15 protein-coding genes and 1 tRNA gene are annotated in these 14,297 nt (G+C 61.9%); 10 read left to right on the forward strand and 6 right to left on the reverse strand.

Annotated features, from left to right (window positions below; genetic code table 11):
* Positions 1-256: 256 nt before the first annotated feature.
* On the forward strand, positions 257-1,168 hold the full coding sequence (locus tag CAF92_RS06785) for an AlgP family protein (RefSeq protein WP_085599892.1): 912 nt from the start codon (positions 257-259) through the stop codon (positions 1,166-1,168).
* Here CAF92_RS06785 and CAF92_RS06790 read toward each other — a convergent pair.
* A complete protein-coding gene (locus CAF92_RS06790; RefSeq protein WP_085599894.1) occupies positions 1,144-1,626 on the reverse strand; it encodes a TIGR02444 family protein in 483 nt (160 codons plus the stop codon). The two genes, CAF92_RS06785 and CAF92_RS06790, sit on opposite strands and share 25 nt — an antisense overlap.
* 50 nt (positions 1,627-1,676) lie before the next feature.
* On the opposite strand from CAF92_RS06790, the gene CAF92_RS06795 reads away from it, so the two are divergent.
* The 3 genes from CAF92_RS06795 (at position 1,677) to CAF92_RS06805 (ending at position 4,924) form a co-directional block, all read left to right on the forward strand.
* Positions 1,677-3,587: an ATP-binding cassette domain-containing protein gene (locus CAF92_RS06795; RefSeq protein ID WP_085599896.1), complete on the forward strand. Its 1,911-nt coding sequence runs from the start codon at positions 1,677-1,679 to the stop codon at positions 3,585-3,587.
* A complete protein-coding gene (locus CAF92_RS06800; protein ID WP_085599899.1) occupies positions 3,587-4,174 on the forward strand; it encodes a mechanosensitive ion channel family protein in 588 nt (195 codons plus the stop codon). The genes CAF92_RS06795 and CAF92_RS06800 overlap by 1 nt, the downstream gene beginning before the upstream one ends.
* 117 nt (positions 4,175-4,291) lie before the next feature.
* Positions 4,292-4,924: a LysE family transporter gene (locus tag CAF92_RS06805; protein ID WP_046616418.1), complete on the forward strand. Its 633-nt coding sequence runs from the start codon at positions 4,292-4,294 to the stop codon at positions 4,922-4,924.
* Between the two features lie 72 nt (positions 4,925-4,996).
* On the opposite strand, the gene CAF92_RS06810 is transcribed toward CAF92_RS06805, so the two are convergent.
* Both CAF92_RS06810 and CAF92_RS06815 read right to left on the reverse strand, forming a co-directional pair.
* Positions 4,997-5,749, reverse strand: a complete 753-nt coding sequence (locus tag CAF92_RS06810) for a slipin family protein (RefSeq protein ID WP_046616417.1) — start codon at positions 5,747-5,749, stop codon at positions 4,997-4,999.
* A gap of 2 nt (positions 5,750-5,751) precedes the next feature.
* Entirely contained in the window at positions 5,752-7,098 is a 1,347-nt protein-coding gene (locus CAF92_RS06815; RefSeq protein ID WP_085599901.1) for a nodulation protein NfeD, read from the reverse strand.
* A gap of 98 nt (positions 7,099-7,196) precedes the next feature.
* Here CAF92_RS06815 and CAF92_RS06820 point away from each other — a divergent pair, with 98 nt between their 5' ends.
* From CAF92_RS06820 to CAF92_RS06830, 3 genes are all read left to right on the forward strand, one after another.
* Positions 7,197-7,655 (forward strand): aminoacyl-tRNA deacylase, encoded by a 459-nt coding sequence (locus CAF92_RS06820; RefSeq protein ID WP_085599903.1) that lies wholly within the window; start codon positions 7,197-7,199, stop codon positions 7,653-7,655.
* A gap of 60 nt (positions 7,656-7,715) precedes the next feature.
* Complete coding sequence (locus tag CAF92_RS06825) at positions 7,716-7,958, forward strand: DUF2789 domain-containing protein (protein ID WP_085599905.1); 243 nt, start codon at positions 7,716-7,718, stop codon at positions 7,956-7,958.
* Positions 7,959-8,027: 69 nt separating this feature from the next.
* A complete protein-coding gene (locus CAF92_RS06830; RefSeq protein ID WP_046616414.1) occupies positions 8,028-8,666 on the forward strand; it encodes a hypothetical protein in 639 nt (212 codons plus the stop codon).
* 6 nt (positions 8,667-8,672) lie between these two features.
* On the opposite strand, the gene CAF92_RS06835 is transcribed toward CAF92_RS06830, so the two are convergent.
* The 3 genes from CAF92_RS06835 to CAF92_RS06845 form a co-directional block, all read right to left on the reverse strand.
* Entirely contained in the window at positions 8,673-9,110 is a 438-nt protein-coding gene (locus CAF92_RS06835; RefSeq protein WP_085599907.1) for a CBS domain-containing protein, read from the reverse strand.
* A gap of 232 nt (positions 9,111-9,342) precedes the next feature.
* A complete protein-coding gene (locus CAF92_RS06840; RefSeq protein ID WP_085599909.1) occupies positions 9,343-11,073 on the reverse strand; it encodes a dipeptidase in 1,731 nt (576 codons plus the stop codon).
* 160 nt (positions 11,074-11,233) lie between these two features.
* A tRNA-Arg gene (locus CAF92_RS06845) sits at positions 11,234-11,310 on the reverse strand.
* Positions 11,311-11,517: 207 nt separating this feature from the next.
* Here CAF92_RS06845 and CAF92_RS06850 point away from each other — a divergent pair.
* The 3 genes from CAF92_RS06850 (at position 11,518) to CAF92_RS06860 (ending at position 14,297) form a co-directional block, all read left to right on the forward strand.
* A complete protein-coding gene (locus CAF92_RS06850) occupies positions 11,518-12,267 on the forward strand; it encodes a GntR family transcriptional regulator (protein WP_015268562.1) in 750 nt (249 codons plus the stop codon).
* Positions 12,264-13,988, forward strand: coding sequence for a fumarate reductase/succinate dehydrogenase flavoprotein subunit (locus CAF92_RS06855; protein WP_085599911.1), 1,725 nt, complete (start codon positions 12,264-12,266; stop codon positions 13,986-13,988). The genes CAF92_RS06850 and CAF92_RS06855 overlap by 4 nt, the downstream gene beginning before the upstream one ends.
* A 63-nt stretch (positions 13,989-14,051) precedes the next feature.
* A complete protein-coding gene (locus tag CAF92_RS06860; RefSeq protein ID WP_046616397.1) occupies positions 14,052-14,297 on the forward strand; it encodes a ferredoxin family protein in 246 nt (81 codons plus the stop codon).

Genomic DNA, 14,297 nt, shown 5'->3' on the forward strand with positions numbered 1-14,297 from the left:
TGCGGTGGTGCTGAAACCCAGGGGCTGCTCCGCAGCCCATCGCGACACAAGGCCGCTCCTACAGACGGATGTGCAATACAGATAATTGCCAAATATCAGCAATGATTTATTCAGCAACTACACTTGCTCGGAGCTGCAAGATAACAACTTTGCCCAGGCATGCAACGCGGCGTAAACAATACTGTCAACATGCCCTAGCGGCGGTAGCAGCAGAAGCATAGTATGAGCCGCAATCTCGTCAGCCAGGAGGTAAACCATGTCGGCTAAAAAGAAGCCAGTAAGCACGCCGTTACACCTGCTCCAGCAACTTTCGGGCAGCTTGCTCGAACACTTGGAAGATGCCTGCTCGCAAGCGCTGGCTGATGCGGAAAAACTGCTGGCCAAGTTGGAAAAGCAGCGTGGCAAGGCCCAGGAAAAACTGCACAACGGTCGCCTGAAACTGCAAGACGCGGCCAAGGCAGGTAAAGCCAAGGCGCAGACCAAGGCGCAAAAAGCCATTGGCGAACTTGAAGAACTGCTCGATTCCCTCAAGGAACGTCAAACCCAGACTCGTTCTTATATTCAGCAACTCAAGCGCGATGCGCAGGACAGCCTCAAGCTGGCCCAAGGTGTAGGCAAGGTTCGCGAAGCTGCAGCCAAGGCCCTTGACCAGCGTGCTGCCAAGACCTCCAAACCGGCAGCCGCCAAACCCGTCACCAAGGCTGCTGCAGCGAAACCTGCAGCCAAGCCAGCCGCCAGGGCCACTGCCGCTGCCAAACCTGCAGCCAAGCCAGCCGCCAAGGCCAGTGCTGCTGCCAAACCTGCGGCCAAGCCAGCCGCCAAGGCCAGTGCTGCTGCCAAACCTGCAGCCAAGCCAGCCGCCAAGGCCAGTGCTGCTGCCAAACCTGCAGCCAAGCCAGCCGCCAAGGCCACTGCCGCTGCCAAGCCTGCAGCCAAGCCCGCTGCCGCCAAGCCGGCCGCGAAACCCGCTGCTGCCAAGGCCCCAGCACGTACGGCTGCCAAACCAGCAACTGCCAAGCCTGTTGCCAGCAAGCCAGCCGAAGCCAAACCAGCTACGCCAGCCGCCAGCACTCCAGCCGCTGCGACCAACTCGGCCACGCCGGCAGCTTCGGTAGCGCCATCGGCATCTGCCAGCAACCCGGTTCAGGCACCGTCTTCGGCGTCCTGAAGCGCTGCCGCCGCGACGCGCAACTCAACCAGCGCGTCGTGGTGGCGGGCCTGGTCCGGCGCCAGCCGGGCCAGCCAGCCATCCGTGGGCTCATGGGCGCCAACCGGCCACTGTCGCGAACGCTCCTGCAGGCGCTCCAGCAAGGCCTTCTCGGCCTGTAATTCCAATACCTTCACCTGCTCACGCAACACCGCCAGCTGCGCATCACTTTGCGCTGCTGCTTGCCACTGTTGGCGCAAGCAGCGCAATGGCTTGATCACGTCGCGCTGCCAGGGCTCGGTAATCTCGCGCAATACTGTCACGCGTTCCTTTCGCACGGCCACGCCACGCACCTGCAGCCAGGTTGCGCACAGCAGCAGACAGACATCGCCACCCAGCGCCTGCAGTTCTAGGCAGGCGGCTTCTACGCCGGGCCTGGCGTACAGGGCCAGGGCGTGATTCCACAGGTCGGTGTGCATGGTTCCACTCGCGCTATGGGCCGAGGAAGCTGGTAGACTCCGCGACCATCATGATCAGACTATCCAACCTCACTTTACAGCGTGGTCCGCAGCGCTTGCTAGAAGGCGCCGAGATGACCCTGCACACCGGTCACAAGGCCGGCCTGATCGGCGCCAACGGCGCCGGGAAATCCAGCCTGTTCGCCTTGCTGCGCGGTGAGCTGTCGCCCGATGCCGGCGACTGCCAGCTGCCCGGTGACTGGCGCATCGCCCACATGCGCCAGGAGGTCGATACCCTCGACCGCCTGGCCGTGGACTATGTGCTCGACGGTGATGTGCGCCTGCGCAAGGTCCAGTCCGAGCTGGCCGCGGCCGAGCAGGCCCATGATGGTACCGCCCTGGCACGCCTGCACATTGAGCTGGATAGCGCCGACGGCTATACCGCCGACGCCCGCGCCCGCAAGTTGCTGGCCGGCCTTGGTTTCACCAACGAACAGATGGACCGCCGCGTCGGCGACTTCTCCGGTGGCTGGCGGATGCGCCTGAACCTGGCCCAGGCCCTGATGTGCCCGTCCGACCTGCTGCTGCTCGACGAGCCCACCAACCACCTGGACCTGGACGCTATCCTGTGGCTGGAGGACTGGCTCAAGGGCTACCCCGGCACGTTGTTGCTGATCTCCCACGACCGCGACTTCCTCGATGCCGTGGTCGACCATGTGCTCCATGTCGAGCAGCGCAAGCTGAACCTGTACAAAGGCGGCTACACCGCCTTCGAGCGCACCCGGGCCGAGCGCCTGGCGCAACAGCAGCAGGCCTACGAGAAACAGCAGGCCCAGCGTGCGCACATGGAAAAGTACATTGCCCGCTTCAAGGCCCAGGCCACCAAGGCCCGCCAGGCACAGAGCCGGATCAAGGCCCTGGAGCGCATGGAAGAGCTGTCGGCGGCGCATGTCGATTCGCCGTTCGACTTCGTTTTCCGCGAGTCGCAGAAAATCTCCAGCCCGCTGCTCAGCCTGTCCGAAGGCCGCCTGGGCTACGGTAACAAGGCGATCCTCGACAAGGTCAAGCTGCAGCTCACCCCCGGTGCACGCATTGGCCTGCTCGGCCCCAACGGCGCTGGCAAGTCGACCCTGATCAAGAACCTCGCTGGCGAGCTCGAGCCATTGTCGGGCCGCCTGGTGCGGGGTGAGAACCTGGCCGTGGGCTACTTCGCCCAGCACCAGCTGGATTCGCTGGATGACAAGGCCAGCCCGCTGTTGCACCTGCAGCGCATTGCCCCCACCGAGCGTGAGCAGACCCTGCGCGACTTCCTGGGCGGTTTCGACTTCCATGGCGACCGCGTCGACGAGCCGGTGGTGAACTTCTCCGGTGGTGAGAAGGCTCGCCTGGCGCTGGCCTTGATCGCCTGGGAGCGCCCGAACCTGCTGCTGCTCGACGAACCGACCAACCACCTCGACCTGGAAATGCGCCTGGCGCTGACCATGGCCCTGCAGGAGTTTGCCGGTGCCGTGGTGGTGGTATCGCACGACCGTCACCTGCTCAAGAGCACTACCGACGACTTCCTGTTGGTGGCTGACGGCAAGGTCGACATCTTCGATGGTGACCTGGACGACTACAGCCGCTGGCTGGTCGAGTACCGCCAGCGCAGCGCGCCGGCGAGTACAGCCCCGGTCAACCCGGACAAGACCGACAAGAAAGCCCAGCGCCAGGCTGCCGCGGCCTTGCGCCAGCAACTGGCCCCGCACAAGAAGGCCGCCGACAAACTTGAAGCCGAGCTTAACCAGGTGCACGCGCAACTGGCCGAGATCGAGACCGCATTGGGTGATGGTGGCCTCTACGACGCGTCGCGAAAGGACGAGTTGCGTGACCTGCTGGCGCGCCAGACCAAGCTGAAGCAGCGCGAAGGTGAACTGGAAGAGGCCTGGATGGAAGCCCTGGAAACCCTCGAAAGCATGCAGGCCGAGCTTGAGGCGCTGTCCTGATGGAGGAACTGCGTTCGCTGCTGCCAGGGCAATGGATGGACACTTTCTGGTTGGGCTTGCAGATCCTGTTGATCCTGGTAGCGGCCTTCGTCCTGCAGCGCATCGTTGCACGCGGTCTGAGTCGCCTGAGCCAGCGTTACCCGTTGCCGCCGGAGCTGCTGGTACCGGTGCGTGGCAGCCTGCGCTGGCTGATCATGGGCAGCGCGTTGCTGTTCGTGCTGGAGCGCCTGGGTGTGTCGGCGACTGTGCTGTGGACAGCACTGTCCGGCTTCGTCGCGGTGGCGGCGGTGGCCTTCTTCGCCATGTGGAGCGTGCTGTCCAACCTGCTGTGCGCCGTGCTGATCTTCACCGTAGGGCCGTTTCGTATCGGTGACGTGGTCGAACTGGTCGACACCCTGGACAAGCCGGGCGTCAAGGGCCGGGTGATTGCCATCAACCTGCTGTTCACCACACTGATGGAAATGCCCGAGGCGGGCGGGGCGCTGGTGCAGGTGCCCAATAGCCAGTTCTTCCAGAAGTCGGTACGGCGCTGGCGCGGGGCTGAGGTGCAGTCCATGCACAAAGAGTCGCCTGTCGAGGTTGACTGAATTTGCAACGGCCTCTCCGCGGGTACAGGCAGAACAAAACCTGCAAAATTTACTGGTTATTTTTTCACCAACACCTTAGCTTAACGTTTTGCAACATATGTTCGAGCGAGGTGTGTGATGTCGATGGAAGTGTGGTTGGGCTTCTTTGCCGCCTGTTGGGTGATCAGCCTTTCACCCGGTGCCGGGGCGATTGCCTCGATGTCCAGCGGCCTGCAATACGGCTTCTGGCGTGGTTACTGGAACGCCCTGGGCCTGCAACTGGGCCTGATCGTGCAGATCGCCATCATTGCCGCCGGCGTCGGCGCCATCCTGGCCGCCTCGGCCACGGCCTTCCAGATCATCAAATGGTTCGGCGTCGCCTATCTTGTCTACCTGGCCTACAAGCAATGGCGAGCCTTGCCGATGGACATGAGTGATGAATCCGCCGTGCGCCCGATCGGTAAACCGCTGAGCCTGGTGTTCCGTGGCTTCCTGGTCAACGTCAGCAACCCCAAGGCACTGGTGTTCATGCTGGCGGTGCTGCCGCAGTTCATCAACCCGCATGAACCGCTGCTGCCGCAGTATGTGGCGATCACCGTGACCATGGTCACCGTGGATATGCTGGTGATGGCGGGGTATACCGGGTTGGCTGCGCGGGTGTTGCGCTTGCTGCGTACGCCCAAGCAGCAGAAGCGTTTGAACCGGACGTTCGCCGGGTTGTTCATTGGTGCGGCCACCTTCCTGGCCACCCTGCGCCGCGCGCCTGTCTGATAGGCCCAAGGGCTGCTTTGCAGCCCATCGCGATACAAGGCCGCTCCTGCAGGGATTGCGTAGCGGCCTGCCCTATTTCTGCTTGTCCACCAACCCCTTGAGCAAATCCACCGGCAGCGGAAAGACGATAGTCGAGCTCTTGTCCCCGGCAATCGTCCCCAACGTCTGCATGTAACGCAACTGCATCGCTCCCGGCTCCTTGCTCAGCATCTGCGCTGCCTGCATAAGCTTCTCCGACGCCTGTAACTCACCCTCGGCATGGATCACCTTGGCTCGCCGTTCACGCTCAGCCTCTGCCTGGCGGGCGATGGCACGCACCATCGATTCGTTGAGGTCGACGTGCTTGATCTCGACGTTGGCCACCTTGATACCCCAGGCATCGGTCTGTGCATCCAGCACCTGGCGAATGTCCGAGTTCAGCTGCTCGCGTTCGGCCAACAGTTCATCCAGTTCGTGCTTGCCGAGCACCGCGCGCAGTGTGGTCTGGGCCAGCTGGCTGGTCGCCACGAGGAAATCCTCGACCTGGATGATCGCCTTCTGCGGGTCGAGCACGCGAAAGTACAGCACGGCATTGACCTTGACCGAGACGTTGTCGCGGGTAATCACATCCTGCGGTGGTACGTCCAGCACCACGGTGCGCAGGTCGACCCGCACCATTTGCTGGATCACCGGGATCAACAGGATCAGCCCCGGTCCCTTCACCTGCCAGAAGCGCCCCAGTTGGAACACCACGCCGCGCTCGTATTCACGCAGGATGCGGAACGCCGACAGCAACAGCATCATCAGCACGATCAGCACCGCGCCGAAGCCCAATTGCATGAACATGGTCATTCTCCTTGCGCCGCGGGCGCGGCGGCGCTCACTTCCAGCATGACGCCATGGCGCGCGGTCACCCGCACGTTCTGGCCCGCTTGCAGTGGCGTTGCACACTGCGCCTGCCATTGCTCGCCCTGGGCCAGCACAAAGCCACAGAACGGGTTGCCCGCCATTACTTGGGTGACGGTGACCAGGCTCCCGACCAGGCCGGCGTCACCGCTGACCAGCGCCCGTCGCCGGGCCTTGAGGGCCATGCTCAGCACACCACCGATCAGCAGCGCCGATAGCACCGCCAGTGTGCCGATCAGAGCCAGCGGGATGCCGAAACCAGGCGCATCAGTGTCGATCAGGATCAGCGCACCGACCACAAAGGCGACGATGCCGCCAAAGCCGACCACACCGAAACTGGGCAGGAACGCTTCGGCGATCATGAAGGCGATACCGAGCAATATCAGCGCCACCCCGGCGAAGCTCACCGGCAGTAGTTGCAGGGCATACAGCGCCAGCAGCAGGCAGATGCCGCCGACCACGCCGCCCACCGTAGAGCCGGGGTTCATGAATTCGAACAGCAGGCCGTACACGCCGATCATGATCAGGATCAGCGCCACGCTGGGGTTGGTGATGACCGCCAGTACCCGTGTGCGCCAGTCCGGTAGATGTTCGACCAGGCTGGCGCCGGCCGTCTGCAGTTGCAAGGGCTGGCCAGCGACAGTGAGATTCTTGCCATCGAGTTTGCGTAGCAGGTCGGGCAGGTCATCGGCCACCAGGTCGATAACGTCGAGCCGCAATGCCTCGCTGGCGGAGAGGCTGACCGCCTCGCGCACGGCCTTCTCCGCCCAGTCGGCATTTCGTCCACGCAGCTGCGCGAGGCCACGAATGTAGGCCGCCGCATCGTTGACCTGCTTGCGCGCGAGGGTTTGGTCACCACTGCCTTTGGCCTTGTCGTCCTTGGGGGTGCCTGGTGGGGCGCCGATCTGCACGGGCGTGGCGGCACCTAGGTTGGTACCGGGCGCCATGGCCGCGACATGGCTGGCATAGAGAATATAAGTACCGGCGCTGGCGGCGCGGGCCCCACTGGGGGCGACGAAAGTTGCGACTGGCACGGGGCTGGCGAGAATCGCCTTGATCATCTGGCGCATGGCGCTGTCGAGGCCGCCTGGAGTGTCCATGCGGACTACCACCAGCTGCGCGCCCTGCGCTTTGGCCTGGTCGAGGCTGCGCACCAGGTAGTCAGCGCTCGCCGGGCCGATGGCGTCATCGATGCCCAGCACCCAGACTGAGCCGGGCGCTCCCTGACCACCTGGCGTGATACCAAGCAGCAACAGCAGCAACAGCCAGCGCCAGCAGCGGGTGATCACCTGTCGTCACCTCGTTTGCCTCTATTGCACAAGTTTAGCCCTGCCTGCTGGTACCCGGCCTAAAATTGGAAATTGGGGGGCGAAACCGGAGGTGCATCATGCGTATGGCAAAGACCCTGCAGGATCGCCTGGACAAGGCCAACTGCGATTACGACATCATTCCCCATCCCCATTCAGCCACCAGCCTGGAGTCGGCCCGTACGGCCGGCGTACCCGCCGAGCGGGTCGCCAAGTCGGTGATGCTCGATGACCGTCATGGCAACTACATCATGGCCGTGCTACCGGCCAACCGGCATCTGGACATGACCAAGGTGCGCATGTCCGGGGCCTGGCAACTGACCCGTGAAAGCGGCCTGCCGAGCCTGTTCGGTGACTGCGAGCGCGGTGCCGTGCCGGCGCTCGGCGATGCCTACCAGATAAAGATGCTGCTTGATTCGAGTCTTACCCGCCAAGGCGATGTCTATCTGGAGGCAGGTGATCATGATCATCTGATTCACATGAGCATGGAGCAATATCTGAAGCTGGTGCCGCGCGCCGAAGTGTGTGAGCTCAGCTGATGCTCTCAACCCATGCCGGGCCGGCATCGTCGACGACCGGTCTGGCGACGAGGAGGAACCATGGAAAAGCCGATTCATCCTTTGTCCGAGATTTTCAAACAGCTGGGGCTGTCTGACGATCCGGTCGAAATCGACCGTTTCATCAGCACCCATTCGCCGCTCGACGATGATGTAAAGCTGGTTGATGCACCTTTCTGGAACGATTCCCAGCGCGCTTTCCTGAAAGAGAAGTACATCGCTGATGACGACTGGATTCCAATGATCGACCAACTGAACGAGGCGCTGCACCTGCGTAAAAAATAAAGCGCCGAGTGGTGCCTGACGAGTGATTGGCCGTTGCTATGCTCAGGAAAACAACAAGGGGATAGCGCGATGAAAGATCCCTACGCACCAGGTTTCTGGTGCTCCGTGACGATCCTGGGCACCTTGACGGCCAGTTATTTCTACGGCATCAGGCAAACGCAACAGATGAACCAGGCAGTGCACTTCCTGTACGCCGCTGCCGCTGTCACTGTGGCGGTTGCACTGGTCGCGCTGGCCTGGATCGCCTGGCAGCAACTGCACCTGAACAAGCGCGAGGTGGTGCAGGGGCGAACATTGCTGACCATCTGGAACACCAAGGTCGCGCTGCGCCGCGTCGAGACGGTGTTCGACCGCTACTTCTGGGGCAGCTACTGGCATTCGGGGCGCACCTTCGAAGAGGTCATGGGCGAGCTCAAGGGCACCCCGCTGGAGCAGAGCCTGGATGCCCTGAAACGCCAGTGCCGCTTGCTCGACCGCGAAGTTCACGACCACCATCACCACTGGCTGGCCAATGCCCGTGACCTGTCCAGCGTGGCCCAGGCCATGGCCCGTGAACGCTACCAATTGGATTTGGGCGAGCCAACCCGTAGCGGCCATGGCAACACCGCCGTACTCAACCGGGACCTGGAAGTGCTGGTGTACACCTGGTCGGCGCGCCTGCGCAGCTTCGACCATCAGCTGGACGAACTGGAGCGCGCCTACCATTGAGGCGCTTCATTCACCGCGGATGTATTGCTCCAGTTTCAGAATCAGGTTTGCTTGTTCAGCGATGGTTTCCTTTACCAGGTCACCGATCGACAGCAGGCCCAGCAGCTCGCCATTGCTGACCACCGGCAGGTGGCGCAGGTGGCGGTTGGTCATCAGGTTCATGCAGTACTCGAGGTTCTGCTTCGGTTCCACGGTGACCACCGGAGCACTCATGATCTCGCGCACGGGGGTAGCGGCAGACGAGCGGCCTTTGAGCACCAGCTTGCGCGCATAGTCCCGTTCACTGACGATACCCACCACCTGGTTGGCCTCGACCACCGGTAGCGCACCGACGTTTTTCTCCGCCAGCAGCTTCAGGGCGTCGAGTACCGAGTCATCCGGGCCGATGGTGTATACGGTCTGGTGCTGGGACTTGGTCTTGAGGAGTTGTTCGACGGTCTTCATACGGGCCTCTGCTGGGGAAAAAGCGATGTCTCGGAGTAAATAAAGCATCCGGCACGGCGCTCTGCACGGCAATGCAGGAAACGGCATCGAGTCGATTGAAAAACGTCATTGGTGATCGCCTGTACCGGCCTCTTCGCGGGCATGCCCGCTCCCACAGGTATCGCACTTACTTCGATCGTTGCGTAATTCCTCCGGGAGCGGGCGTGCCCGCGAAGAGGCCGGTAACAGTCAATCAGAGCTTCGGCATCTGCCCGATCCGCGCCACCATCTCGCTCACCACCTGCAAGTCCAGCATGAACTGTTCCACGGTCTTGAACTCGTTGTCGTTGTGCCCGGTGTACTTCACATCCGGCATGGCCAGGCCGAACTGCACGCCGTTAGGCAGGTCATGTACCGAGGTGGCGCCCGCCGAGGTACCAAACTCGTGCTTCATGCCCAGGTTCTCGGTAGCCACGTCAAGCAAGGCCTTGACCCATTCGCCCTCGGGGTTGCGGTACATCGGCTCGTCCAGGCTGTAGTCGAAGGCCACCGAGGTATGGCTCTGCCGGGTCCATTTGCCCAGTTTGTCAGCCAGCTCGTCCTTGATCGTGGCAATTGGCTTGCCTTTCGGAATGCGCAGGTTCACCGCCAGTTTCAGGCCTTTTTCATCCACCCCGACAAAGGTCAGCGAGGCGGTAAGCGGGCCCATGAACGAATCCTTGAAGGCCACGCCGAGCTTGTTGCCCAGGTAGTCCAGGCCCCAGTTGTCGTCGGCATAGCGGGCGGCATCGGTGAAGTGGTTGTGCTTGAGTGGTACATCCTTGCCCAGGCCGTTGATGAAACCAAGCATGCGCGCCACCGGGTTGACCCCGGACTCCGGCTCCGAAGAGTGGGCGGAAACGCCGGTCACGGTGAGCAATACCTGCTTGCCATCGGCCTTGGCAGCGATGCTGAAGTCGCCGCCATTGCGCTTCACGTAATCGGCGCCGGCTTTTTCCAGCTGGCTGGCCAGCTTCGCCGGGTTGTCGGTGACCAGGGTCGCGACCGAGGTGGTCGGGATCTGGTTGGTGGCCAGGCCGCCGGTCAGGTTGACGATCTCGGCACCCTTGCCACTGGCCTGGCGCTTGCTGAAGCTGGCCATGATCGTGCCGTAGCCTTTCTCGGCGATGACCACCGGGTAGCCGCCATCGAGGGCCAGGTTGTAGTCGGGCGTGGGGTTGCGCTCGAAGTAGTAGGGGATGGCATCACCGCTGGTTTCTTCAGTGGTGTCGATCAGCAGCTTGAACTGACGAGCCAGAGGCAGGTTCTCGTCCTTGGCCACTTTCAGTGCATACATCGCCACGACAATGCCGTTCTTGTCGTCTTCGGTGCCACGGCCGTACATGCGGTCGCCGACCAAGGTAACCTTGAACGGGTCCAGGCGCGTGCCATCGGCCAGTTTCCAGTTGTCCGGGTTGACCGGCACCACGTCGGCGTGGGCATGGATGCCGACCACTTCCTTGCCGCTGCCCAGCGAAATCTCGTATACCCGATTGTCGATGTTGCGGAATGCCAGGCCGAAGCTCTCGGCAAGGGCCTTGATCTTGTCAGCGATCCTGAGAAATTCGGGATTTTCGTGCTGAGGTGTGCCTTCGACGTTGAAGGTGGGGATGGCCACCAGTTCACGCAGGGTTTCGCTGGCGGCCTTGCCGTACTTGATGCGGGTGTACAGGCCGAGCAGGCGGTTGATTTCGTTCTGCTGCTCGGCGGCCAGTGGCTTGCCGGCCAGGTAGGCATCGAGCGTTGCCTCGAGGTTGTCGGCCTTGGCCAGGTCGCTGCCTTTGAGCTTGCCGAGGAACTGCTTGAAGTCGCTTGGGTCGCTGCCGTCGAAGGCTTTGACGATGGCCGCGGACTGCTGCTGGGTAAGGTTGGCCTGTGCCGGTTGGGTGAACAGGCCGATGCTGGCCAGCAGCAGGGTGGTGGCGGTAAGTTTTTTCAGGTGCATGGTTGTGCGCATTCCTTCGCCAATCATTGTTGTGGGTCACCCGTTGGGAAACGGGAAGACGCCCACGCTAACACCAATGACCCATGGCACGGGAGTGCCAGAAACGCGACATGTCGCACAAACGAAAAAGCCCCGGGCACAGGCCCAGGGCTTTTTGATATGGCGCACTCGGCGGGATTCGAACCCACGACCCCTGCCTTCGGAGGGCAGTACTCTATCCAGCTGAGCTACGAGTGCAACGCGCACGCATGATACCCATCTGATCCGATGGCGTCCATCGCCTTGATCTGTAGCCGTTTTTACCTTTCGCCGAGAGCTGCCGACAGCAGCAATCACAAACGCATCTATCCATATGCGATATCGATATTTCCACGGAAGTTATTATGCCCTCTATTCTCTGGTCACAACTTGTTATAACAAGTAAATCGATCAGCGAAGAGACCTATGGCCGAACTGCTCCCCCTGTCCCCGGTACCGCTTTACACCCAGCTCAAGGAATTGCTGCGCGAGCGCATCCTCGACGGCACTTATCCATCGCATAGCCGCATGCCCTCGGAAAGCGAACTGGGCAAGGCTTTCGACGTCAGCCGCATCACCGTGCGCCAGGCGCTGGGCGATCTGCAGAAGGAAGGGCTGATTTTCAAGATCCACGGCAAGGGCACCTTCGTCGCCAAGCCCAAGGCATTCCAGAATGTCAGCACCCTGCAGGGGTTGGGCGAGTCGATGACGCAAATGGGATACGAGGTGATCAACCGCCTGCGCAGCTTCCGCCATGTGCCAGCCAATGCATTGGTAGCCGCGCGGCTGCAGGTCGAGGAGGGCAGCCTGGTCACCGAGATCCGCCGGGTGCGGCTGATCAACCGCGAGCCGGTGTCGCTGGAGCTGACCTGGTTGCCCAAGGCCGTCGGCGAAAAACTGGAAAAGGCCGACCTTGTCACCCGCGATATTTTCCTGCTTCTGGAAAACGACTGCGGCATTGCCCTCGGCCACGCCGACCTGGCCATCGATGCCGTGCTGGCTGACAGCGACCTGACCCAGGCCCTGGATGTTGAAGAAGGCTCGCCGATCATGCGCATCGAGCGCCTGACCCATGCCGCCGACGGTACACCACTGGACTTCGAACACCTTTACTACCGCGGCGATGCTTTCCAGTACCGCCTGCGCATCGACCGCCAGAAGGGGAGCAAGGCATGAGCATCCAGACCCAGGATTACGACATCATCGTTATCGGTGGCGGTACCGCCGGGCCGATGGCGGCGATCAAGGCCAAGGAGCAGGACAAAAACCTGCGCGTGCTGCTGCTGGACAAAGCCAACGTCAAGCGCAGCGGTGCCATCAGCATGGGCATGGATGGCCTGAACAACGCGATCATCCCAGGCCACGCCACCCCCGAGCAGTACACCAAGGAAATCACCGTGGCCAATGACGGCATCGTCAACCAGGCCACGGTGCATGCCTACGCTACCCACAGCTTTGAAACCATCGAGCAACTCGACCGCTGGGGGGTGAAGTTCGAGAAGGACGAGACCGGCGACTACGCGGTGAAAAAGGTTCACCACATGGGCGCCTACGTGTTGCCCATGCCCGAAGGCCACGACATCAAGAAGGTGCTGTACCGTCAGCTCAAGCGTGCCCGGGTCGAAATCAGCAACCGTATGGTCTGCACCCGTGTGCTGCTCGATGGTGAAGGCGCGGCCGCTGGCGTGCTGGGTTTCGATTGCCGTAGCGGAGAGTTTCGGGTGGTGCGGGCCAAGGCGGTGATCCTTGCCTGCGGTGCGGCCGGGCGCCTGGGCTTGCCGTCGTCGGGTTATTTGATGGGCACCTACGAGAACCCGACAAACGCCGGTGATGGCTACGCCATGGCCTACCATGCAGGTGCCGAACTGGCCAACCTCGAGTGCTTCCAGATCAACCCGCTGATCAAGGACTACAACGGTCCGGCCTGTGCCTACGTCACCGGCCCACTGGGTGGGTATACCGCCAACAGCAAGGGTGAGCGCTTTATCGAGTGCGACTACTGGAGCGGCCAGATGATGTGGGAATTCCACCAGGAGCTCGAAGGCGGCAATGGCCCGGTGTTCCTCAAGCTCGATCACCTGGCCGAGGAAACCATCCAGAACATCGAAGAGATCTTGCACAGCAACGAGCGCCCCAGTCGTGGCCAGTTCCACGCCGGGCGTGGTACCGATTATCGCCAGCACATGGTCGAGATGCATATCTCGGAGATCGGTTTCTGCTCGGGGCATTCGGCGTCGGGGGTGTGGGTCAATGAAAAGGCCGAGACCAGCGTCAAAGGGCTGTATGCCGCGGGCGATATGGCAGCGGTGCCGCACAACTACATGCTCGGGGCCTTCACCTATGGCTGGTTCGCCGGTGTGAACGCTGCCCATTACGTGATCGGGCGTGAATTCGCCGAGGTCGATGCCGAACAGGTCGAGCGCGAGCGCGCGCGGGTGTTTGCCCCGCTGCAGCGTCAGCATGGCCTGCCGCCGGCGCAGGTCGAGTACAAGCTCAGGCGCATGGTCAACGATTACCTGCAGCCGCCCAAGGTGACCAGGAAGATGGAAATCGGCCTTGAGCGCTTTGCCGAGATCGAACGTGACCTGGACCAGATGAAGGCCAGCAACCCTCATGAACTGATGCGTGCGATGGAAGTTTCGGTGATTCGCGATTGCGCCGAGATGGCGGCGCGGGCCTCGCTGTTCCGCGAGGAAAGCCGCTGGGGGCTGTACCACCATCGAGTGGACTTCCCCGAGCGCAACGATGGCGAGTGGTTCTGCCATTGCCATTTGAAAAAAGGCGAGAACGGTGAAATGACCAGCTTCAAGAAAGCGGTCGAGCCTTACCTGATTGCTTTGGATGCAGAAGAGCAGACCGCCTACGACCAGCTGCGGGTAAAGGCCGACGCAGCCTAGGCGACCCTGTGTCCTGTGAACACTTTGAAGAACGTGGGCCGCAGGCCCCGAGGACTCCGTGAAATGGCCTACCAGCCGCAAGAAATCTTCTTTCGCAGCAGCGCCCCGGTCACCATCGACGAAGACAAGTGCATCGCAGATAAAGGCTGCACCGTCTGCGTGGAGGTTTGCCCCATGGACCTGCTGGCGATCAACCCGGCCACGCAGAAGGCCTACATGGCCTTCGACGAATGCTGGTACTGCATGCCCTGCGAAAAGGACTGCCCCACGGGGGCGGTGAAAGTCGACATCCCGTACCTGCTGCGCTGA

It is taken from the genome of Pseudomonas sp. B10(2017) (assembly GCF_002113295.1).
In the GTDB taxonomy this organism is placed as follows: Bacteria; Pseudomonadota; Gammaproteobacteria; order Pseudomonadales; family Pseudomonadaceae; genus Aquipseudomonas; species Aquipseudomonas pudica.